We start from the raw sequence: 21,914 nt of genomic DNA, 5'->3' as shown, positions 1-21,914 counted from the left end.
GGCAATGTAATCTACATATATTTTTGCCAATAACAAGAAAAGAAAAACCTTTTCCTACATTTATATCATAAAATGATGAATGACTCAACAAATGGAAACGCTGTTATATTAGTTATTACGTTTTGCAATCAAATCGCAAATAGATAGTAAATATTCATCTTGTAATTGCAAGGAACCAATAGCACCTTTTGCTTTTGCAATTGTTTCTTCTAAAATATCCTTTGCTCTATCTACAGTAAATAACGTCGTATATGTGCTCTTTTCGTTGGAAACATCACTACCAATCGGTTTTCCAATCTCTTCTTCGGTTCCTTCCACATCTAAAATATCATCTCGAATTTGGAACGCTAGGCCAATATATTTTGCAAACGCAAGTAACTTTTCTTCTTGTTCTTCTGTGGCATCAGAAAGTATCGATCCTGCAAGTACAGCGAATTCAAGTAGTTTCCCAGTCTTATGCTTATGAATATACTCCAACTCATCAATCGTAAGCTGTTTCCCTTCAGCTTCCATATCTGCCACCTGTCCGCCAACCATTCCTTCTGGTCCTGCCGCTTTTGCAAGCTCAAGTACAAGTCTTACTTTTTTTTCAGCAGAGATTTCCTTTTGTTCATATGCCATAATAACTTGAAAAGCATACGTCAACAAACCATCGCCTGCTAAAACTGCCATCGCTTCACCAAATACTTTATGATTTGTGGGCTTCCCTCTTCTTAAATCATCATCATCCATACACGGTAAATCATCATGAACTAACGAGTATGTATGTATCATTTCAAGAGCACAAGCTGCACCTACTCCAAGATTTCTTTCTTTACCAAACGCTTGTAATGTCGCAAATAAAAGTAACGGGCGGAGACGCTTTCCACCCGCTTCCAAAGAATATGTCATCGCTTCACGAAGTACATTTGGACATTGTAATTCATTTGCATAACTTACAAGCTTCTCTTCTACGAAAGTTTTACTTTCTTTCAAAAAAGTATCAAAAGCAATAGTCACTATGCTTCATCTCCTAAAGCAGTAAACGGTTCAAGCTCTCCATCTTCCCCAAGAATAACTGCCATTTGTTCTTGTACGTTCTTCAACTTCTCATCACAAAGCTTAGATAATTCCATACCCTCTTTAAAATAAGAAATTGCTTCTTCTAAAGGTACGTCACCTTGTTCTAGCTTAGAAACGAGATGCTCAAGTTGCGAAATTGCCTCTTCAAAGCTTAATTTATTTTCCATTATTCAATTCACGCTCCTCTATGCCTGATACGCTACAATCTAGTATTCCATCTTGTAATTGAACTGAAACAGCATCTCCAAGGCTGACATCTTTCACACTTTTTAACACTTGCTTCTCTTCATCATATACAAGCCCGTACCCTCTCATCATTACTTTAAGCGGACTTAACGCTTCAAGTTTTTGAGCAACTCTTACAAAGGCAAATTCTTTCGTTTGAAGTAATGTTTGCATTTCACGTTGCAATTGCTTTTGCAATGTTTCAACCGCTACCTTCGTTTGCATAATTTTTTGAGCTGGGTGGTGCTTCTCTAAATAAAATGAAAGCTGTTTTAACTGATTTACCTTTTTATCAATATAACGCTCTTTCGCTAAAACAAGCTGTTCTAACGCTCTATCTAATTGCTCTTCTTTTTGCTCATATACTTGTCTTGGATAACGGAACGCATACGATTTTTGCAATACTTGTAGTTTTTCTTCTTTTTTATGTACTAACTCTCTCATCGCTCTTCGCAATCTTAGAGTTCTTTGTAATACCTTTTCTTGTAACTCTATAATGTTAGGCGCTGCCAGCTCAGCTGCTGCAGTCGGTGTTGGCGCACGTAAATCGGCAACAAAATCCGCAATTGTAAAGTCCGTTTCATGACCCACTGCCGAAATAATAGGAATCTCACTCTTAAAGATTGCCCTTGCTACCATTTCTTCATTGAAAGCCCATAACTCTTCAATAGAGCCTCCCCCGCGCCCAACGATTAGGACATCTATCTCTCCCATTTCATTCGCTGTACGAATCGCTTGTACAATTGAGGGAGCTGCTGACTCCCCCTGTACAAGTACCGGAAACACAATAACATTTCCAATTGGATAACGACGTTTAATCGTTGTTATAACATCACGAATCGCTGCCCCTGTTGGCGACGTAATCACACCTATTGTTTTAACATAAGGAGGAATTGTTTTTTTATAAACTTGAGAAAACAAACCTTCTTCCTCTAAACGAACCTTTAATTGTTCGTAAGCTAAATGCAGGTTTCCGACTCCGTCAGGCTGCATGTCTTGAATATAAATTTGATAAGAACCACTCGCCTCGTAAACGGAAATTTTCCCTTTCACAAGTACCTTCATCCCATTTTCAGGTCTGAATTTAATATTACGATTATGACCCGCAAACATAACCGCTGCGATTCTTGCATTTTCATCTTTCAATGTAAAGTACATGTGACCACGACTATGATTTTTAAAGTTGGAAATTTCACCTTTTAACCAAACAGACTGCAAATGCGGATCATATTCTATTTTTGTTTTTATATAGCGTGTTAACGCTGTAACGGTTAAATATTGTTTTTCCATTTCTCTCTCCTCATAGCCGACTCAAATTATTTACAAACGACACCTGCACGCTTAGCAGATTCAACAGTATTATGAAGAAGCATTGTGATCGTCATTGGACCAACACCCTTTGGCACAGGTGTAATGTAACCTGCAACATCTAACACGTTGTCAAAGTCAACATCACCACAAAGTTTACCTGTTTCTAAACGGTTCACACCAACGTCGATTACAACCGCTCCTTCTTTAATATAATCAGCTGTTACCATTTTAGGTCGTCCAACAGCTACGATTAAAATATCAGCTAACTTCGTTAACTCTTTCATATTTTGTGTTTTAGAATGACAATATGTGACAGTTGCATTTTCATTTAAGAACAATTGCCCCACTGGCTTGCCGACAATATTACTTCTTCCAATTACTACAACATGTTTTCCCGAGATATCAAGATTTGTTTCTTTTACTAATTCTACAATACCGTGCGGTGTACATGGAAGGAATGTATCTTGTCCCGTCATCATACGTCCCACGCTGATTGGGTGAAATCCATCTACATCTTTTTCTGGTGAAATTCTTTCAATGATAGCTTTTTCTTCAATATGTTTTGGTAAAGGTAATTGCACTAAAATGCCATTAATACGGTCATCGACATTTAAGCGATCGATTTCAGCAAGCAAACGCTCCTCAGTAATTGTTTCAGGAAGTTCAATTAGCTCTGAATAGATTCCTACTTGTTCACAGCCCTTTTCTTTTCCTTTTACATAAGAACGAGATGCTGGATCTTCTCCAACTAGAATAACTGCTAATCCTGGTACAATCCCTTGCTCTTTCAACTTCACAACTTCTTCTGTTAATTGTGCTCGTTTTTTCTCCGCAACTTCATTTCCTTTGATGATTACTGCTACCATTTTAAGATTCCCCCTTAAAGAAATTACAGTGTATCTTTTATATTAGATAAAACGCCGTTAATAAAACGACGAGATTCCTCATCCCCAAATGTTTTAGCAATTTCAATTGCCTCGTTAATTGTTACGTTGTGTGGAATTTCTTCCATGTATTTCATTTCATAAACAGCTACACGTAAAATACTGCGGTCAACAATACTAATACGCTCCAGCTTCCATTTTTTTAAGTTTTGACGAATCGCTTCATCAATTACTTCTTTATTTTCTACAAAACCTACTACAAGTGATTCTAGAAACTCATTTGTTTCTTCACCTTCATCTAGCGTGTTTTCCACCGCTACTTTCGGTTCTAATTCACCTGTAATATCCATTTGGTATAATGCTTGCATAGCTCTTTCTCTAGCCGTCCTACGTTTCATTGTAACTCTCCTTTATGCTTCAAGTCTTTCCTTATGCTTTGTTATATTATTATAATTTATAAGCCGTCAATTCACTTACTCTTACAGTTTTCATTGATTTTCCAACCTTATAATACAATGATAATAACACAATTTATCGTTTCACACACGGGTTACAAGGCTGAAAAATAATAAAAAGATTAACTTCAAGTTCCATATCTTATCACAATGTACGTTTTTTGGAAAAACGAAACATCTTCTTTTTGATTTCTTATTTTTTGAAATAGTATAATAATTAGAGGGTTTTAATTTGTGAAGAAATGAAACGATAAAAAAGATGCCTATGTTACTAGGCACCTTTTTCATTCTTACACTGGTTCGATTTCTGTTTTTTGTGTTTCGAATGTTACGCCAACGATGTGAACATTCACTTCTTTTGGCTCAAGCCCTGTCATTGTAAAGAGTGCCTGGCGAATGTTGTCTTGAATCTTTTGTGCAACAACCGGAATTGCTACGCCAAAATACATCACAACATAAAGGTCAACGATAATATCTTCGTTTGCTAATTCAACCTTTACACCTTTACCATGATTTTTCTTACCTAACTTCTCAACAACATCTGTAGCAAAATTACCACGCATTGCCGCTACACCTTCTACCTCAGCAGCTGCAATGCCTGCGATTACTTCAATTACTTCTGGTGCAATTTCTACTTTACCAAGAGTTGTATCTTGACCCATATCTAACATATGTTCAGCCATGAAAAAAAACCTCCTTTAATGTATCACTGCGTCACAAGTTCATGCTCTTCCAAAAATTTCGTATTAAACTCACCTTTTACAAAATCAGGATGATCTAGCAATTGCAAATGGAACGGGATTGTTGTATGTACGCCTTCAATGACAAACTCACTGAGTGCACGCTTCATTTTTGCAATTGCCTCTTCACGTGTTTTTCCGTGAACAATTAATTTAGCAACCATCGAATCATAGAAAGGTGGGATTGAATATCCCGGATATACAGCAGAATCGACGCGAATACCAAATCCGCCTGGTGGCAAGTACATTTCTACTTTACCTGGAGATGGCATAAATTTTTTGGCAGGGTTTTCCGCATTAATTCGGCATTCAATTGCCCAACCATTAAATTGTACTTCTTCTTGCTGTAACGATAACTTTTCTCCAGAAGCAACACGAATTTGTTCTTTAATTAAATCCATCCCTGTTACCATTTCAGTAACTGGATGCTCAACTTGAATTCTCGTATTCATCTCCATGAAATAAAAGCTTTTCGTTCTATATTCATAAATAAACTCAACCGTACCAGCACCTGTATAATCAACCGCTACCGCCGCTTTAACTGCCGCATCACCCATCTGCTTGCGAACATTTTCATCAAGTGCAGGTGATGGACTTTCTTCTAGTAGTTTTTGCAAGCGGCGCTGAATTGTACAATCACGCTCTCCTAAATGAATGGCATTTCCGTGTGTATCTGCCATTATTTGAATCTCAACATGGCGGAAATCTTCAACGTACTTTTCTAAGTATACACCAGGGTTCCCAAAAGCGGTACTAGCTTCTTGCTGTGTAATTTGAATTCCTTTTACAAGCTCTTCTTCATGGCGTGCAACACGAATACCTTTTCCACCGCCACCTGCAGTCGCTTTAATAATAACTGGATATCCAATTTGATTAGCAAGCTCGATCGCTTCTTCGGTATTTTTAATAATCCCTTGTGAACCTGGTACAATCGGAACCCCTGCTTCTTTCATTGTATCACGAGCAACGTCTTTTGTGCCCATCTTTGAAATAGCTTCTGGACTTGGACCGATAAAAATCAAGTTACATTCACGGCACAGCTCTGCAAAATCTGCATTCTCTGCTAAAAATCCGTATCCCGGATGAATTGCATCGCAGCCTGTTAACTTCGCAACACTAATAATGTTCGTCAAATTTAAATAGCTTTCTTTCGAAATCGTTGGTCCTACACAATACGCCTCATCAGCAATTTGTACGTGAAGTGACTCTTTATCTGCTTCTGAATAAATTGCGACTGTTTCAATATCCATTTCTTTACAAGCACGAATAATTCGTACAGCAATTTCCCCACGATTGGCTATTAATACTTTTTTTATCATCACAAAGACTCCCTTATTACGCTTTTACAAGAAATAGCGGTTGTCCATACTCAACAAGCTGTCCATTATTAACAAGAATCTCAACAATTTCGCCATCTACATCAGCATCGATTTCATTAAATAATTTCATAGCCTCGACAATGCATACGATAGAATCTTTCGATACTCTATCCCCTACACTTACATATGCAGGTGTGTCAGGCGAAGAAGAAGAATAGAATGTACCTACCATCGGTGATGTAATTTTATGTAGGTTCTCATGTTGAACAGATTTTTTCTCTTCTTGTTTTGGTACTTCCACTTGTGCTGCCGCTACTGTTGTTTCAACTTCAACAGGTGCTACTGGTTGCACGGCTTGTTTTGCTACAGGTGCTTGCACCGCAACAACTTCATTACCACGCTTTTTCATTTTAATTGTCGTACCATCTTTTTTGTATTCAAATTCATCAATATTAGAGCTATCAATTAATTTAATTAATTCACGAACTTCTTGAATTTTAAACATGTAAAATCCACTCCCATACTCTTGTTTGTCCCGTTTTTACAGATTCTCAGCACTAAAAACTAGATTGACTGTAAAAATACGATGTACTCTATTAGAAAATGTATTTCATTTACTAATAAAAATAGTTACTATTTCCATCTTACGATAAATTTTTTAAACATTCCAATTTATATTTCTTTATAATAAATCGAAACTCCTGTAAAAATATTATTCCAATAAAAATTTATTACCTAGTAATAATACCAAGTTTCACACAAAATTGGCAAGACCACTTCCTAAAAAACATTCCTTACTTTTTCAAAATGCTACACAGTAAACTTAGAATTACCGCTCCACCCTTCACCTCATCTATAGTCAATAACATATTTTTACCAAATATTATTTTTTTGTTTACACGTCGTTCATCATTCCTTCATATAAGAATAGTATGTTCAAAGTGTAGAAAATATATCGTATCGAGGTGTGGACATATGATATGGCTCATTCTCTTCTTACCTGCCGTAATGGTCTGGGCATTCGTTCTCTTCATCCACGTCAAATCTGGAAAAAGTAATCATCGTTACCATGAACCACTAATCTTTTACTCACAACGCATTTCTCCATTCCGAGTTGAACATAATAAAAACAACTACAAAGACGAAACAGAAAAAAGCTATCGAAAATGATAGCTTTTTTCTATAATTATTTTCAAACAATCCGATTCGTAAAAATTAATAATCCGCGGGGAATTTCCCCGCGGATTGTTAGTTTTTATTTTGTTGGTGGATCAAATTTCACACCTACATCTTTTGATCCGCCTTCACTTCTTACAAGCTGTATAATTTTGTTCGCTTCTTTTTGTGAATGCTTTGCTGCTTTCACAGTTACTCTAATGTCAGTTCCATCAGCTCTTACAAGGGCATCTTTATATCCTCCTTGAGACTTAATCACTGTCTCAAGTAATTCTTGCTTCGTTTCCATTGTAGTAATTGCATCAAAATTATCTTTCGCTTTACTCTTTTCTGTTGCTGAAGATTTTGCTGAATTCATCACTTCTTGTAATCTTGATTTTTCTTCACTTCGCTGATCTTCCATTTGCATACGTAATGCTGTGAAATTTTCATCACTTGATTGAACTGTTACATTAGCATCTTTTTTACTTGTTTCTTTTTGAGCACTCTCTTTTTTGTCTGTTTCCTTATTTGTTTCTTTATTTGATGTTTCCTTGCTTGTATTTTCTTTTTTTGGCGTTTCTTTAGGTGCTTCATTTGTTACTGCTTTGTCAGTACCTTGTTTTTCTTGTCCAATCTTTTCACCTGTTGCCGGCGATGCTGTATTCATTTTGTCAGGAGTTGTTACGTAATAAACAGATAGTACAACAACTAAACTTAACATCGTTAATAGCCAAACCGTTTGTTTTTTTAACACTTTATTTCCTCCCTATCAATTTTTCGGTGATACTGAAACACGATGGGCTGGTACATCTAGCAGCCGTATTACAGCTTCTTTTACCATCGCTTTAACTTGTATATTATCCACTCCCTTTGCTACAACAAGAACACCTCGCACTTTCGGTTTCTCTGTTCGTAAAACAACGGGAGTTTCTTTATCCCCTTCACGTATAATGACGGTCTTTTCATCAAGGGACTCATCTTCTACTTCCCTCTTACCACCTGTTTTATCTGTTTCACCTGTTGTTTGTGAACGTTTCACTGTATTTTTTTCTAATATTTTTTCTTCAGATGAATCTAAATTCACTTTAATCGTTACATCTTTTACTCCCGCTATTTCTTCTAAGGCTGCTTTCAATTCTTGTTCATACGCTTTTTCATACTTTTCTACAATTGACATACTATCATTATTTTTTTGTCCAAAAGTTGGTACGTCTTTTTCTTGGTTTTGCGTTTTTTGTTCTTTAAATACAGGTACTTCTTCCTTTTTACTTGAAAAGAGACTACTAAAAAACATAAGCAAAATTCCAAGTATGAGTAGGACAAGTAAAAACTTAGGTGTCACCTTTTTTCCCTTCTCATTGCTTTCCTTTTCATCCCCATTCAATAAGTTTCGAAAAAATGAGAACTTCGAATTTTTATCTTTATTGTCCATTTACTCTACCTGTCCCCCCCTCCATTTGAACTTGGATTTGTTTATTCTCTAGTTGCCACCTGCTTGAAAAGAAGTCTTTCATTTCTACATTCGTTTCCTCTACTTTTTTCGGCGGTTCTTTCGTGTTAATTTCAACTGGTTTTACTGTTTCGATTGCATCATTTTTACTACGTTCTTTTTCTTTCAACGTCACAACAACAGATTGAATATCTTTTGCTGACTTTACTTCCGCTGTACTTTCCACTGCGAATATTTGTATTTCAGAGACTGTCATACCATACTTTTTTTCGAATTCTTTTCCTACTTCTTTTTTCATTTTGGTAGCCATCTCTTCTAAACTATATGCACGTGTTAGAGCTTGTATTTCTTTTTTCTTCGAATCTATTGAATTTTTTACAGATCCTTCTGCTACGTACTTCTCTTCATTAAAATTTGCGATTACTTCATTCACATCTGTTTGCAGTAGTTTAAAAAGGGGCGTTAAGATTAAAACAACTAATAATAGACTTACAACGAATTTAACGTACTTTTGCAAATTTGAATTTGGAAGAATAAGATGAAGCATTGTCGCTAAGAGTAAAAAAACGATAATATTTCTAATCCACTCTGTAACAAATTGCATACCCTTCACCTCCTACCGCATCATAAGTGTAATGTTCCCCGCAGCAATAATAATTGTGATACTTAAAAAGAACATAAATGATACGATAGCTAAGCAAGCAAATACATAAATGATGCTTCGCCCGATAATATCTAAACATTGAATAATTGCTCCGCTGCCAACTGGCTGTAATACTGCTGCTGCGAATTTATAAATAAACGCGATACAAAAAATTTGAATCGCTGGAAAAGCAACAATTAAGCATAGAATGACGAGCCCGATAATTCCGACTGTGTTTTTTAATAATCCCGATGCACTAATAACAGTATCCGCCGCCTCTGTAAACATTCTTCCTACTACCGGAATAAAGTTCCCTGTTACAAATTTAGCAGTTTTGACAGCGATTCCATCAGCAACAGCTGTCGCTGTTCCTTGTACAGATAATACCCCTAAAAAAATCGTTAAAAAAATACCGATAATTCCAACGCTAACGTTTTGCAGAAGCTTGGACAATTTCGTAACTTTATATTGATCACTCATCGTACTTACAATACTTAATATCGTTGCAAGTAATAAAAGTGGTAGAACGATATAATTCATCAAAAGCCCGCTCGTGTTCATTAAAAAGATGATAATCGGATGAAAAAACGATACAGATACAACACCACCTCCAGTTGCTATGAGTGCAAGCAAGATTGGCAATAGCGCTAATATGAAATCTACCATTGTTTGTATCGTTTCTCTTGCATATGTCATGACGACATAAAAACTATTTAAAGCGAAAATAATAAGTACCATATATACAACTGCATCCGCAATTTTACTTACACTACTCTTTGAAAATGCAGATTGCAGTGATTGCAACAATGCACTAAAAATTGTAAGCATAATGAGCGTTCCCAGCAGCTTCCCATTTGCAACAAGCTCGTGAAATAAATACTTTAATAAACCTAGCATCCACTCTTTTATAGAAATTTCTTTTTCTCCCTTTACAAACTCCATAAAACTACCTTTTTGACTCTCTGGTAAATAACCTCCATATTTTGTAACAAGCCCGTCCCAAAATTGCTTCACATCTTCAATTCCGAGCTTATCCAATTGTTGATCAACGACGTTTGTTTCTACAGGAGAAGCTTGTACAACAACCGGTAAAGAAAAGAAAAGGAAGCAAGCAAATAGCAGCTTAGCTCCAAACCCCCTCAACATTCACTCCCCCTTATCCCGTCGGTAAAAATCCGAGAATAGTTTCAATTACAACTGTCAAAATAGGAATCGCCATTACTAGAATTAAGATTTTTCCAGCTAATTCAATTTTCGAAGCGATTGCACCCTGCCCTGCATCTTTTGTAATTTGTGCTCCAAACTCAGCAATATAAGCAATTCCAATAATTTTCAGCAACGTTTCTACATATACATTGCTAACTTTTGCTTCACTCGCTACCCTCTCAATCATTTGTAAAATAGAGTGAATTTGATCAATTAAAAGAAGAAACATCACGCTACCTACGAACACAATAAATAACGACGTAATGCTAGATTTATGCTGATTCAATACAGCTGCTAAAAACGTAGCAACGAGGCCTAATCCGACAATTTGTATAATTTCGATTCGAACCGCCTCCTTTACTGGAAGAGAAAGACACTCTTAATCTTGTCGAATAGCGTATTAATTAAAAATGCCACATGAAATAAAATAACGACAAAACCGACAAGGATAACCCAATTTGCAATATCCTCTCGCTTTAATTCTTTTAGTACGGTATGAATAAAAGCTAAAACAATGCCGATTCCGGCGATTTGAAATATTAATCCAACATCAATGGACATCGCCTTTCTCCCCCCTATAGCAGTAAAATTACGATAAGTAGCCCCGCTAGTACTCCTAAGCTCTTGATCATTTTTTCATATTGCAGTTGTAACGCTTTCGCTTCTTCTTCTTCTCTCTCTAAATGTGTAATGCATAAGCGAATATGTTTTTGTTGTGATTCACGATCATGTTGTCCGAGTGTTTCACCAAATTGCTGCAAAATCTCGTACTCAGTTTGTTGAAATGCTGTTAGCTTCCAATTTTCTTTCAAACTATCTATCCAAGCTTCTCTTACTGTTTGTTCTCCGCTTTCTAGCCTTCTAGCGAAACTTTGAAATATCCAATTTAACGGCTTCGGCATTTGTTTCACTAATCGCTCGGCAGCTTCAGACAAAGGTGTGTGCCCATACATAATTTCTGCCTCTAATGATTGAAGTGCCGCTTTTAATAATCTAAGTTGCCTTGGTCTCTCACTGTATCTTTTAGCGTATGAAAATCCGAAAAAGGTGCTGACCGCAACGATTAACACTGCACCAAATATTTTCACCATACGCTTTGCGCCTTTCTATGAGGTAATACCGATTTTCCATATTTATCTTTTACTTGCATAACTGTTCCTGGCCCTCTTGCTTTTGATAGCTCCACAAACCTATCAAATATGCCAAGCTCCAGCACCGCCTTTAGTGATGGGCGTTTCACAACATCATCATAAGAAAATCCATGTGCGCTTATAAAAAGCTGAACCCCTGCATGCACCGCCTCCATAATTGCTTCACTATCTTCTTTACGCCCAATTTCATCTACAATCAAAATATCTGGACTCATAGAACGAATCATCATCATCATTCCTTCAGCTTTTGGACATGCGTCTAACACATCTACTCGCGTGCCAAAGTCATATTGTGGAATACCTTTCACGCAGCCTGCAATTTCTGACCGCTCATCTACAATCCCCACTTTACAAGAAGGAATTTTCGAAACACTTACACCTTGACTCATACAACGTGCTACATCTCTTAAAAGTGTTGTTTTCCCCGTTTGCGGCGGGCCAATTACCATCGTGTTTAACCATCGTGATTCATACAAGTACGGTAAAAGTGGTTCAGCAATCCCTATTTTTTGACGAGCAATACGAATATTAAAGGAAGAGACATCTCGAATCATTTTCACTGCGCTTTTTTCTGTAATGACTTTTCCAGCTAAGCCGATTCTATGTCCTCCTCGAAGTGTCACATACCCACGTTTTAATTCCTCTTCCATCGTATAAATTGAGAATTGACTTAACTTATTCAATAAGTAAATTGCATCCTCTGCTGTAACGATATAGTCATAAAAAAACACTTCGCCATGAGCAATACACTCTAGCGGTCTTCCAATTCGAACACGAATTTCCTCTAGAGCATCGTATTGCTTACAACTTTCCACTAGCTGCTTCATCGTTTTCGGTAAAACTTCTAATACTTCTTTCATCAGCTTCTCCCCACTATACCTGGCTTACTTATTTCAACAACGCGATAAAAATGCAGCCAATTCCAAGCGCTAGAAAAAAGAGTTTCAAGAAAGAAATCTCACTTGCCACACTCGCTATGCCTATTGTCATTGTTAAAATTAATACGGTCGGTCCAACAAACGCCAACATACCATTTATAAACAATGCTTTTTTCGCATCATTCACATAAAGCATAAGCAAAGCGGCGAATATTTCCGCGCTACCTGAAAACAACCGAAGTAACCCCATTACAAGCACGGATGTTTCCATTGCCGCTAGCCACTGTTTCATTCTCCCACCTTCTCCCATAACGGTTACTAATGCTATATGCTGAAAAAGAATATATTTGTACAACCATATGCAGGGGTTGTCTATTTCAGAAGTAAAAACATAATTTTTCTCTGTCACCCTCATTTAATCTGAATATTCTTATTATCGCATGGTATTTTATGGTACATTTAATAAGAAAGGGGTTTTGACGATGCAGCACGAGAGATAGAATTAAAGTCATCTCGTGTACTACATATCGTATCGCGTCATTTTAAAAAAAAATTGACTATATGTGCAAAATGAGGGGGGGAAATATGAAGGTATTGAAAATTAGTTTAACAATTGTAATAGAATTAGCTCTTATTTATCTTTTTTCAAAATTGGTCGGTTGGTCATTTATGGAGACCTTTTCCCTTGGAAGTTTAGCGATATTTGCAATTATGTGGTTAATTATTATGAATACCCATAGAAACAACATTACGGATCACGCAATCAGTAAAACACTGACTGGCGTTGAGACTGGTGAAATAAAACCATTTCAAATCGTTTTCACTTCATATATGGCAGGCACTCTTTCACTTGTCTTAATTAGTTTTGTTATAACTGCAATTTACTATCTTCCTTACTTCCTATAAAAAAAAGCCCTCGTGATAATCACGAGGGCTTTTCTACTATGCACGAGAAACGTATTTACCTTCACCAGTGTTGATGATAAGCATTTCGCCTTCGTTAATGAAGATTGGTACTTGTACAACAAGACCAGTTTCTAATGTAGCTGGTTTTGTTACGTTAGAAGCTGTATCGCCTTTAATACCAGGCTCTGTTTCTGACACTTTTAATTCAACTGTGTTCGGAAGTTCAACACCAAGTACTTCATCTTGGTATGTCATAATAGATACTTCCATGTTTTCTTTTAGGAATTTAAGTTCGCGCTCGATTTGGTTTTCACCAAGTTCGATTTGCTCGTAAGTTCCATTATCCATAAATACGTGAGACTCACCGCTCGCGTATAAGTATTGCATACGACGGTTTTCGATGTGTGCTTTTTCTACTTTTTCACCTGCACGGAATGTTTTCTCTTGAACAGATCCTGTGCGAAGGTTACGTAGTTTAGAGCGAACGAATGCAGCACCTTTACCTGGCTTTACGTGTTGGAAATCCATTACTTGCCAAAGGGCATTGTCCACTGAAATTGTTAAACCTGTACGAAAATCGTTTACTGAAATCATGTAAAAAAATCCTCCTGTATATTACAAAATAATAAGTTCTTTTGGTGATTTCGTAATTACTTCATTACCTTCACTTGTTACAATGATATCATCTTCAATACGTACGCCGCCAATACCTGGAATATAAATACCTGGTTCTACTGTTACAGCCATACCTGGTTCAAGTACTGTATCAGAACGGAACGCTAAACCTGGTGCTTCATGGATTTCAAGACCGATTCCATGACCAGTAGAATGTCCAAAGTATTCACCATATCCTTTTTCCGTTATGTAATCGCGCGTTAGCGCATCCGCTTCACGGCCTGTTAAACCAGCTTTAATACCGTTCACACCACGTAATTGTGCTTCTAAAACGATATTATAAATTTCTTTCAATTTATCAGATGGTTCACCAACTGCAATCGTACGAGTAATATCAGAACAATATCCTTTGTAATAAGCGCCGAAGTCTAATGTAACGAAATCTCCTGTTTCTATCACTTTTTCAGATGCCACGCCGTGCGGTAATGCCGAACGAAGACCTGAAGCAACGATAATATCAAACGAAGAAGATGTTGCTCCTTGTTTTCTCATGAAAAATTCAAGTTCATTTGACACTTCAATTTCAGATACTCCCGGGCGAATGAATGATAGAATATGTTCAAAGGCAGCATCTGCAATCTGTGCAGCTTCCTTTAATATCTTAATCTCTGAATCAGTCTTTATCAAGCGTAACTTTTCTACAAGCCCAGAAGTTGGGATAAATTCAGCATCGATCGCTTCTTTATGCGCTGAATAAGAACTATATGTAAGAGTATCTTGCTCAAAGCCAAGCTTTTGAATTCCTAGTTCCTTCACTTGCTTTGCAATTTCATCAATGATTAATCCTGCATGCTGTACAATCTCATATCCAACAGCTTGTTTACTAGCCTGCTCTACGTAACGGAAATCTGTAATAAATTGAGCATGGTTTTTCGAAATCAGTATAACACCAGCTGTTCCTGTGAAGTTAGCCATATATCTACGACTATGTTCATTCGTTAACAAAATACCGTCAATACCAGCCTCATCAAATGCACTTCTTAATCTTTCGATTTTCTCCATTACTTTATGCCTCCCTCAATTTCTCCATTAATGCAAATAACGCTAACTTATAGCCATAAAAACCAAATCCAACAATTTGTCCCGCACAAACAGCTGCCGTCACAGATTCGTGACGGAACGACTCACGCTGGTGAATGTTAGAAATATGTACTTCAATAACAGGAATCGAAATGCTCGCAATTGCATCTCGAATCGCATAGCTATAATGCGTAAATGCCCCAGGATTTAAAATGATCCCTTCATATGTATCTTCCGCCTCATGAATACGATCGATAATCGCACCTTCATGATTCGATTGGAAACATTCTAACTCCACTCCCAATGTTTCTGCTTCTTGCTTCATATCTGTTTCAAGTGTCGCTAGCGTGCCCTTTCCATATACATTTACCTCCCTGACACCGAGGCGATTTAGGTTAGGACCGTTTACGAGGAGTACCTTTTTCATATGCTTAAAACTCCTTAGTATTAAATATCTATACAACATTTTAACATAGGAGTTACTTATTTGAATAGTTCGTCTTCTCTTCTCCTTCTCTCTCAGCTTTATTGGTATTTACTGCGTAGGAAACAGAGTATGCTATAAACACACCATACAATATAAAAATGCATATCGTCGTCACAATTGTTTCTTTCGGTAAATGAAGTGCACTTTTAATGGCAGGCGCTATTAATCCCATTCCGAAAAATAGTAACGCCCACCAAAATAGCCCATAAATCACCCCTGGAATAATTCCTTCAAACTTTACCAAAAACGCTTTATACAAAAAGGCAATTAAAATCGAAAGTAGCCCCATACAAACAATTCCTGACACATTGCCCCATACCCCTTCTTTCCAGCTTCCAAAGGCAAATGGTAAAAGTAAATAGTTCGGTCCCGCTTCCGTAAATGAAAATATATGAAGGAAATACCATATCCCCCCCCAAAAGATTCCACCAAATAAACCAATTTGTACAAAATTCCTTGTTCCTAATTGTTCTTGACTCACATCGACACCTCCGCTCAATAGTATGCCCGAAACTATTTTGAACCATGTTTAAATACTGCGAAATTTGTCTATAAAAAGAATAAGAAATGTCCGACTCTCGTAACATTTTTCCTTGTCATATACTTGTATTTGTCGATAAAATAAAGGAAACTCGGTGATTGTCTTATTTCAAAATGACAGAACCCAGTATGACAATTGCCTCTTTTTCTACATAAGAGAGAAACAAATACAGGTTGGTGTTAACATGGCAGAAGAGTCAAAACAAATATATGGCGGGCAAGCAGTCATAGAAGGAGTTATGTTTGGCGGTAGAGAATATACTGTTACAGCGGTTCGTCGTAAAGATAAATCGATTGAATTTTATCGATTACCACGCGTTCGTAATAAAGTATTATCTGTCCTAAAAAAAATTCCATTTTTACGAGGGATTGCCGCTATTGTGGATGCAAGTGCGAACGGGGCAAAACATTTAAATTTTGCTTCAGAACGATTTGATGTCCACCCAGAAGAAGACGAACAAATCGCAAATAACAAAGAAGAACAATCGAAATTAACGATGGTATTAGGAGTTGCAGCAGTTGGTGTTTTATCTTTCATATTCGGTAAAGTCATTTTCACAGCAGTTCCTGCACTACTAGCTGAATTAACGAGACCGATTTTCCCCTCTCATACAGGGCAAATCATTGTCGAAAGTGTCATTAAGCTCATGCTATTATTGAGCTATATATACTTTATTTCTTTAACCCCACTTATTAAGCGGGTATTTCAGTACCATGGTGCGGAGCATAAAGTAATTAATGCCTATGAGAATAATCTTCCAATGACTGTAGAAAATGTGCAAAAACAAACGCGCCTTCATTATCGCTGTGGCAGTAGCTTTATTATATTTACAGTCATTATTGGAATGTTTGTTTATTTCCTTGTCCCTACAGATCCACTTTGGGCCAGAGTCGTAAACCGAATTTTATTAATTCCAGTCGTTCTCGGCATTTCTTTTGAAGTGTTGCAATTTACAAATCGATTACGCGATATTCCAGTATTACGCATACTTGGATATCCCGGATTATGGCTGCAACTATTAACAACGAAAGAACCAACAGATGATCAAGTAGAAGTAGCCATTGCATCGTTTGAAGAATTATTACGTTTAGAAAGCAAACAATAATTATTTAAAAATGGTGTTCAACTCCTTTCCTCATCGTTAATATACTATTTTTAATATATGTTTTTAGGAGGTGTTCCTTATGAACGGTCGTTCGTTTACTTTCGCTATATTTGTGCTTATTATCGGATTAGCAATATTCGGCCTTGTTTCATCTGTCATTACAGATCCAATGGGAGTGTTAAAAAATATTGGTATCATGTTGGCTGTCGTTGGTATCTTTTATTTACTCTACAAAATGTTTACAAACTCTAGTGGTTCTGCAAATTCGCAAAGCTCTTATAAGCGTGCTGCAAAACAATCGAACCGCAAACATGGGAAACAAAATGTAGCACCCCTAAGCAATTCTTTCTTTAAATCCAACGCTTCTAATGACAAAGGGAAAAAAGGTACTCCTTCCACTTTGAAGCGAAAAAGAAAACAATCTCATTTAACTGTCATTGAAGGTAAAAAAACAAAAAAGAAAGACCGTGCTTCCTTTTAGGAAATACGGTCTTTTTTTACACTTCGAAGCACTTCTTTCAAACTTTTATCTTTCATACTTTCAATTCGAAGGTGATGATTTTCAAAAGGTAAGTTCCGTGTCACATCATTAGGTACTACGACACACTTTAATCCTGCTGCAATCGCTGCCTTCAATCCGTTTAACGAGTCTTCAAATACAACAACTTCAGACGAATCAATCCCTAAATCTTCTATTGCAATTTGATAAAGTGCTGGGTCTGGTTTTACCTTTTCAACATCTTCTCTCGTTTTAATGACTTCAAAATAATCTCGAATTTGTAGCTCTTCCAAAAAAGGAATAACCCATTCTCTAGATGAACTGGAAGCTAATGCGATTTTCAATCCCATTTCTTTCGCTTCCTCTAAATATTCTTTTACCCCGTCACGAGCTTCTGGTATTTTCATTTTCTCTTTATGTAAAATTTTCACTTTTTCTTTTAATGCATGCTTGTTAAACTTCTCTTTTAATTGCTCATTTAAATATGCATATAGTACATCATCTGTCGTTCCAATACATTTTGCAAATTCCTCTAAAGGTAAATCTCCACCATACTCACGAACGGCGTCTCTGAAAGAGTGAAACCATATTGTTTCTGTGTCTACAATTAATCCATCAAAATCAAAAATAATTGCTTTCATAATTTCCCCATCCTTTTCGGTTGAAATAAAAAAGGAAACGACATACGTTCCCCTTAATTACTTTTCTCTTCATTTGCTTTTTGAACGCCACGAAGTGTTTCCACTCGAACCTCATCTTGTTCAAAATATTGCACTAGATCACCAATGCGGTCAATTGCTTCCCAACTTAAATGATGTTCGATTCCTTCTACATCATTGTAAATTTTACTTTCATCCAAACCGATAATACGCATAAATTGCTCTAGCAAGTCATGACGGTATACGAGACGTTCTCCGATTTTTTTACCTTTTGATGTTAATACAAGCCCTCTATATTTTTCATAAATTAGATATTCATCTTTGTCTAATTTTTGCACCATTTTTGTTACAGAGGATGGATGTACACTCAGCGCTTCAGCAATATCAGATACGCGGGCATAACCCTTTTCATCAATCAACAAATAAATTTGTTCAATATAATCTTCCATACTAGGGGTAGGCATCGGTTTCCTCCATCCAATTTCATTTTGCTCATTCCGTACGAAGCAATCAATAAAATGATACACCAGAAAGAATAACGTGACAAGTTGAAAACAAGCCTAAATATTTAAAAGAAAAAAGAACTTGCATTCCAATACAAGTTCTTTTCATGTAAAGTATTGAATTTCTGCATTAGGAAAAAAGTGATGAATATATCCTCTAATCGTTTCTTCCAATACTTCTGCATCATCTTTTTTATATACGTATTTCCCGATGCCATATCGCCCCCATTTATATTTGCGCTTCTCTTCATCCATTTCAAGCTTCGTATTCGGATAACGCTCTTGAATGACCTTTTTTGCTGGTTTTGTAAAGCGATGTTGAATTAATTCAAATGTTAAATTCGGTATCGACAAATCTTTTAGCGCATTGTACAGTCGCTCAAATAGTTCACGGTATCCTTCTTCCCATCCTTCATGCATATAAAGTGGTGCAACTATAAAGCCAAGTGGATAACCCGCACCTGCTACTTTTCGAGCCGCTTCAATTCGTTCTTTAAAAGGTGATGTCCCCGGCTCAAAATTTTTGATTACATACCGTGAATTAATACTAAACCTGAAACGAGTTTTCCCATTATGTTTTGCATCTAATAAATGATCAACGTGCGAATATTTCGTAACGAAACGTAAACGCCCATGCTCACTTTCTCCAATGAATTCAATTGTCCGCTTTAATGCATATGTTAAATGATCAATTCCAACGATATCCGATGTACAAGCAGCTTCAAACCTTGTTATTTCTGGTGCTCTTTCATCCATATACTGCTTTGCCTTCTCAAATATTTCATCAAGATTCACATACACACGAACGTAAGGCTTACTCCCAAGTGTTGTTTGCAAATAGCAATAATGACAATGTCCCATACACCCTGTTGCAAGCGGAATTGCATATTCAGCTGACGGTTTTGACGTATCAAACTTTAACGTCTTCCTCACCCCAACAACAAGTGTCGCCTTTGCATTACGATACTTTTGCAAATCATTTTCACCTGGCAAATTTCTAATTTGATTGTGTGATGTCGTTTCACGAATTTCTAATCCCATCTTCGTAAACTTCTCATACAGCTCTTTTCCAAGCGGATATTCGAGCGCCCTCGGTTCAAAGTAAACGAGTTTTGGCATAAATGGTTTCATATGCTTCCCTCCTCTCGTTAGTATGGGAAACGCCGAGAAATTAACACTCATTAAAGTTTTCCACTTTAGTAACTTGCGTTGCAAGTTAACGAATGTTATAATTTGGATATCAGCTACCTTGCAACGCAAGTTACCTGAATAAAAGGTGGTGAAACCATGCACAGCCAAATGTTAAAAGGTGTACTCGAAGGTTGCATCCTATACATCATTTCACAAGAAGAAGTGTACGGATATGAACTAAGTACAAAATTAAATACATACGGATTTACATTCGTAAGCGAAGGAAGCATATACCCGTTATTGTTACGTATGCAAAAAGAAAAATTGATTGAAGGAACATTAAAAGCCTCCTCACTCGGTCCAAAGCGAAAATATTATCACGTAACCGCTAAAGGATTAGAACAACTTGAAGAATTTAAACAAAGCTGGGGAATGGTTTCAACGACAGTAAACAACTTATTACAAGGGGAGTGATAGGGATGAAGGCGAAAGATTTAATCGAACTAAATAACGAAAAGCGTAAATTATTAACTACAGAAAATGAAACCGCCTATAGTGACATGTTAATATACATTCGCTTAGCTAAAGTACCAGAATACCACGCGGAAGAACTGCTAATCGAAATTCTCGATCACCTTATTGAAGCCCAGCAAGAAGAAAAAAGTGCTTATGATATTTTTGGCGACGACTTACAGGCATACTGTGACGAACTAATTGCTGCCCTACCGAAACAAAGTTTATGGGAACAATTATCGATTCCTTTATTTATAACTAGTTATCTGTTAGCAATATATTTTGCTATTTCTTCCGTAATTGCATTGGTATTTCCCTTATTTTCAAATGAAGCACGTTTTAAATTTGTACACATTGATTTCATTTATCTGCTTGTATTTATCTTGTCCGTACATCTTATGATACGTTTTGTTTTCGATTTTATTAACACTGATTTATTTAAAAATAAAACAACTATTTGGAGGCATATTGGAGGATTTTTAATACGCTATAGCCTATGGATACTATTAATCGGTATTTCCTTTTTATTTATTAAACAGCCCTATACTACATTACAAATCTCACCTTGGATCGGTGCTTTACTAGCCATCTCTTGCTATGCACTATACAAAATCTTCTTCAAAAAAGAATATTTAGACTTTAAAAAGGAGTAACGATACGATGACCGAAAAAGAAATGGTTAAGTTAAACAATGAAAAAAGAAAGTTATTAACACCTGAAAACGAAACTGCTTATGGTGATATGCTTATTTATTTACGCCTTACTAGCGTTCCACAAAAGCAAATGGAAGAATTACTTTTAGAAATATTGGATCATCTTTTAGAAGCGCAAGAAAACGGTAAAAATGCACATGATATTTTTGGAGAAGATTTAAAAACTTACTGCGATGAATTGATTAGCTCTTCAGAACATCAAAATTCTATCCAACAAACTGCCGTTATTGGATTTGCAGTTAGTTTATTATTAGCTATACAAATTGGATACGATACATTCACTACCCTTATGCAAAAACTATTTTCAGATACAAACACTTCAGGGATTCCATTTAGTATTCCTGGAACAATATTATCTGCTATCGTTTTAACAATTGGTGCCTTCATAACTTTTTCGTTATTTAGACGTTTTTCTTTTACAATATTGGTTTCCTGGAAACAAAAAGCAATCCTCCTATTATCAATATTTATACCTTTTGTCTTATCAGTTTTTACAAACGTATTTTTCAAAACACAACCATACTTATTTTATAATCTGTCTATTTGGCAAGGTGCCCTTGTTACACTTTCTTTTTATATTTTGTACAAATTTTTATATAAAACATCTAAATTTTAGCAGCCTTTCAAAAGGCTGTTTTTCTTCTGTCTAATTTTACAAATTGAAAAATTTCATAAAGAAA

31 protein-coding genes are annotated in these 21,914 nt (G+C 36.4%); 7 read left to right on the top strand and 24 right to left on the bottom strand.

Annotated elements, in window-relative coordinates; all coding sequences use genetic code 11:
* Positions 1-108: 108 nt before the first annotated feature.
* The 8 genes from ispA to accB all read right to left on the bottom strand — a co-directional run bounded on the left by ispA (position 109) and on the right by accB (position 6,501).
* Positions 109-999: a (2E,6E)-farnesyl diphosphate synthase gene (ispA, locus tag KVT31_RS02565; protein ID WP_088097705.1), complete on the bottom strand. Its 891-nt coding sequence runs from the start codon at positions 997-999 to the stop codon at positions 109-111.
* On the bottom strand, positions 999-1,229 hold the full coding sequence (gene xseB, locus KVT31_RS02560; protein WP_000428423.1) for an exodeoxyribonuclease VII small subunit: 231 nt from the start codon (positions 1,227-1,229) through the stop codon (positions 999-1,001). Before xseB ends, ispA begins: the two co-directional genes overlap by 1 nt.
* Positions 1,219-2,577: an exodeoxyribonuclease VII large subunit gene (xseA, locus tag KVT31_RS02555; RefSeq protein ID WP_088097706.1), complete on the bottom strand. Its 1,359-nt coding sequence runs from the start codon at positions 2,575-2,577 to the stop codon at positions 1,219-1,221. Before xseA ends, xseB begins: the two co-directional genes overlap by 11 nt.
* Before the next feature lie 26 nt (positions 2,578-2,603).
* On the bottom strand, positions 2,604-3,464 hold the full coding sequence (gene folD / locus KVT31_RS02550) for a bifunctional methylenetetrahydrofolate dehydrogenase/methenyltetrahydrofolate cyclohydrolase FolD (RefSeq protein WP_088097707.1): 861 nt from the start codon (positions 3,462-3,464) through the stop codon (positions 2,604-2,606).
* A gap of 23 nt (positions 3,465-3,487) precedes the next feature.
* A complete protein-coding gene (gene nusB, locus KVT31_RS02545; RefSeq protein WP_000830249.1) occupies positions 3,488-3,880 on the bottom strand; it encodes a N utilization substance protein NusB in 393 nt (130 codons plus the stop codon).
* Between the two features lie 347 nt (positions 3,881-4,227).
* Positions 4,228-4,620, bottom strand: a complete 393-nt coding sequence (locus KVT31_RS02540) for an Asp23/Gls24 family envelope stress response protein (protein WP_000807630.1) — start codon at positions 4,618-4,620, stop codon at positions 4,228-4,230.
* Positions 4,621-4,643: 23 nt separating this feature from the next.
* The gene (accC, locus tag KVT31_RS02535) at positions 4,644-5,996 is read right to left on the bottom strand and encodes an acetyl-CoA carboxylase biotin carboxylase subunit (protein ID WP_000592872.1); all 1,353 of its coding nucleotides are present in this window, start codon (positions 5,994-5,996) and stop codon (positions 4,644-4,646) included.
* A gap of 16 nt (positions 5,997-6,012) precedes the next feature.
* Positions 6,013-6,501 carry an acetyl-CoA carboxylase biotin carboxyl carrier protein gene (gene accB, locus KVT31_RS02530; protein ID WP_088097708.1) on the bottom strand — a complete coding sequence of 163 codons (489 nt, stop codon included), beginning with the start codon at positions 6,499-6,501 and terminating at the stop codon, positions 6,013-6,015.
* A 470-nt stretch (positions 6,502-6,971) separates the two neighbouring features.
* Here accB and KVT31_RS02525 point away from each other — a divergent pair, with 470 nt between their 5' ends.
* Positions 6,972-7,166, top strand: a complete 195-nt coding sequence (locus KVT31_RS02525) for a hypothetical protein (RefSeq protein WP_046957516.1) — start codon at positions 6,972-6,974, stop codon at positions 7,164-7,166.
* Between the two features lie 85 nt (positions 7,167-7,251).
* Here the strand turns inward: KVT31_RS02525 and KVT31_RS02520 are convergent, their stop codons facing one another.
* From KVT31_RS02520 to KVT31_RS02480, 9 genes are read right to left on the bottom strand one after another with little or no spacing between them, the layout of a single operon-like run.
* Positions 7,252-7,908 (bottom strand): SpoIIIAH-like family protein, encoded by a 657-nt coding sequence (locus KVT31_RS02520; RefSeq protein ID WP_088097709.1) that lies wholly within the window; start codon positions 7,906-7,908, stop codon positions 7,252-7,254.
* Between the two features lie 15 nt (positions 7,909-7,923).
* The gene (spoIIIAG, locus tag KVT31_RS02515) at positions 7,924-8,586 is read right to left on the bottom strand and encodes a stage III sporulation protein AG (RefSeq protein ID WP_088097710.1); all 663 of its coding nucleotides are present in this window, start codon (positions 8,584-8,586) and stop codon (positions 7,924-7,926) included.
* Positions 8,576-9,208 carry a stage III sporulation protein AF gene (gene spoIIIAF / locus KVT31_RS02510; protein ID WP_088097711.1) on the bottom strand — a complete coding sequence of 211 codons (633 nt, stop codon included), beginning with the start codon at positions 9,206-9,208 and terminating at the stop codon, positions 8,576-8,578. Before spoIIIAF ends, spoIIIAG begins: the two co-directional genes overlap by 11 nt.
* A gap of 12 nt (positions 9,209-9,220) precedes the next feature.
* The gene (gene spoIIIAE / locus KVT31_RS02505; RefSeq protein WP_000943696.1) at positions 9,221-10,393 is read right to left on the bottom strand and encodes a stage III sporulation protein AE; all 1,173 of its coding nucleotides are present in this window, start codon (positions 10,391-10,393) and stop codon (positions 9,221-9,223) included.
* Between the two features lie 10 nt (positions 10,394-10,403).
* Positions 10,404-10,787 carry a stage III sporulation protein AD gene (gene spoIIIAD, locus KVT31_RS02500; RefSeq protein ID WP_079998460.1) on the bottom strand — a complete coding sequence of 128 codons (384 nt, stop codon included), beginning with the start codon at positions 10,785-10,787 and terminating at the stop codon, positions 10,404-10,406.
* 23 nt (positions 10,788-10,810) lie between these two features.
* The gene (gene spoIIIAC, locus KVT31_RS02495; protein ID WP_000020914.1) at positions 10,811-11,014 is read right to left on the bottom strand and encodes a stage III sporulation protein AC; all 204 of its coding nucleotides are present in this window, start codon (positions 11,012-11,014) and stop codon (positions 10,811-10,813) included.
* 14 nt (positions 11,015-11,028) lie between these two features.
* Entirely contained in the window at positions 11,029-11,544 is a 516-nt protein-coding gene (gene spoIIIAB / locus KVT31_RS02490) for a stage III sporulation protein SpoIIIAB (protein WP_016086319.1), read from the bottom strand.
* Positions 11,538-12,464 (bottom strand): stage III sporulation protein AA, encoded by a 927-nt coding sequence (gene spoIIIAA / locus KVT31_RS02485; RefSeq protein WP_088097712.1) that lies wholly within the window; start codon positions 12,462-12,464, stop codon positions 11,538-11,540. The genes spoIIIAB and spoIIIAA overlap by 7 nt, the downstream gene beginning before the upstream one ends.
* A gap of 28 nt (positions 12,465-12,492) precedes the next feature.
* Entirely contained in the window at positions 12,493-12,774 is a 282-nt protein-coding gene (locus tag KVT31_RS02480) for a YqhV family protein (protein WP_000816054.1), read from the bottom strand.
* Between the two features lie 293 nt (positions 12,775-13,067).
* Here KVT31_RS02480 and KVT31_RS02475 point away from each other — a divergent pair, with 293 nt between their 5' ends.
* Complete coding sequence (locus KVT31_RS02475; RefSeq protein WP_088097713.1) at positions 13,068-13,388, top strand: hypothetical protein; 321 nt, start codon at positions 13,068-13,070, stop codon at positions 13,386-13,388.
* Positions 13,389-13,424: 36 nt separating this feature from the next.
* Here KVT31_RS02475 and efp read toward each other — a convergent pair whose 3' ends face one another.
* The 4 genes from efp to KVT31_RS02455 are packed head-to-tail and all read right to left on the bottom strand — an operon-like array spanning position 13,425 to position 16,051.
* A complete protein-coding gene (gene efp, locus KVT31_RS02470; RefSeq protein WP_000626521.1) occupies positions 13,425-13,982 on the bottom strand; it encodes an elongation factor P in 558 nt (185 codons plus the stop codon).
* A 21-nt stretch (positions 13,983-14,003) separates the two neighbouring features.
* Complete coding sequence (pepQ, locus tag KVT31_RS02465; protein ID WP_088097714.1) at positions 14,004-15,065, bottom strand: Xaa-Pro dipeptidase; 1,062 nt, start codon at positions 15,063-15,065, stop codon at positions 14,004-14,006.
* A gap of 4 nt (positions 15,066-15,069) precedes the next feature.
* Complete coding sequence (gene aroQ / locus KVT31_RS02460; protein WP_088097715.1) at positions 15,070-15,510, bottom strand: type II 3-dehydroquinate dehydratase; 441 nt, start codon at positions 15,508-15,510, stop codon at positions 15,070-15,072.
* Positions 15,511-15,562: 52 nt separating this feature from the next.
* Complete coding sequence (locus tag KVT31_RS02455) at positions 15,563-16,051, bottom strand: YqhR family membrane protein (RefSeq protein ID WP_140392547.1); 489 nt, start codon at positions 16,049-16,051, stop codon at positions 15,563-15,565.
* A 244-nt stretch (positions 16,052-16,295) separates the two neighbouring features.
* On the opposite strand from KVT31_RS02455, the gene KVT31_RS02450 reads away from it, so the two are divergent.
* Both KVT31_RS02450 and KVT31_RS02445 read left to right on the top strand, forming a co-directional pair.
* On the top strand, positions 16,296-17,216 hold the full coding sequence (locus tag KVT31_RS02450; RefSeq protein ID WP_088097717.1) for a DUF1385 domain-containing protein: 921 nt from the start codon (positions 16,296-16,298) through the stop codon (positions 17,214-17,216).
* Between the two features lie 79 nt (positions 17,217-17,295).
* Positions 17,296-17,697 (top strand): SA1362 family protein, encoded by a 402-nt coding sequence (locus tag KVT31_RS02445; RefSeq protein ID WP_048531090.1) that lies wholly within the window; start codon positions 17,296-17,298, stop codon positions 17,695-17,697.
* Here the strand turns inward: KVT31_RS02445 and KVT31_RS02440 are convergent.
* The 3 genes from KVT31_RS02440 to splB form a co-directional block, all read right to left on the bottom strand.
* The gene (locus KVT31_RS02440) at positions 17,694-18,356 is read right to left on the bottom strand and encodes an HAD family hydrolase (protein WP_140392548.1); all 663 of its coding nucleotides are present in this window, start codon (positions 18,354-18,356) and stop codon (positions 17,694-17,696) included. The two genes, KVT31_RS02445 and KVT31_RS02440, sit on opposite strands and share 4 nt — an antisense overlap.
* Before the next feature lie 53 nt (positions 18,357-18,409).
* On the bottom strand, positions 18,410-18,838 hold the full coding sequence (mntR, locus tag KVT31_RS02435) for a transcriptional regulator MntR (protein ID WP_001143071.1): 429 nt from the start codon (positions 18,836-18,838) through the stop codon (positions 18,410-18,412).
* A gap of 144 nt (positions 18,839-18,982) precedes the next feature.
* Positions 18,983-20,008, bottom strand: coding sequence for a spore photoproduct lyase (gene splB, locus KVT31_RS02430; protein WP_088097719.1), 1,026 nt, complete (start codon positions 20,006-20,008; stop codon positions 18,983-18,985).
* A gap of 156 nt (positions 20,009-20,164) precedes the next feature.
* Here splB and KVT31_RS02425 point away from each other — a divergent pair, with 156 nt between their 5' ends.
* From KVT31_RS02425 to KVT31_RS02415, 3 genes are read left to right on the top strand one after another with little or no spacing between them, the layout of a single operon-like run.
* Complete coding sequence (locus tag KVT31_RS02425) at positions 20,165-20,482, top strand: PadR family transcriptional regulator (protein ID WP_088097720.1); 318 nt, start codon at positions 20,165-20,167, stop codon at positions 20,480-20,482.
* Between the two features lie 5 nt (positions 20,483-20,487).
* Positions 20,488-21,174 (top strand): DUF1129 family protein, encoded by a 687-nt coding sequence (locus KVT31_RS02420; RefSeq protein ID WP_088097721.1) that lies wholly within the window; start codon positions 20,488-20,490, stop codon positions 21,172-21,174.
* 7 nt (positions 21,175-21,181) lie between these two features.
* Positions 21,182-21,850, top strand: a complete 669-nt coding sequence (locus tag KVT31_RS02415; RefSeq protein WP_088097722.1) for a DUF1048 domain-containing protein — start codon at positions 21,182-21,184, stop codon at positions 21,848-21,850.
* Positions 21,851-21,914 lie beyond the last annotated feature (64 nt).

Source organism: Bacillus sp. GbtcB14, assembly GCF_019091205.1.
Classification (GTDB): domain Bacteria; phylum Bacillota; class Bacilli; order Bacillales; family Bacillaceae_G; genus Bacillus_A; species Bacillus_A cereus_AG.
This window is presented reverse-complemented; position numbering and strand designations above follow the sequence as displayed.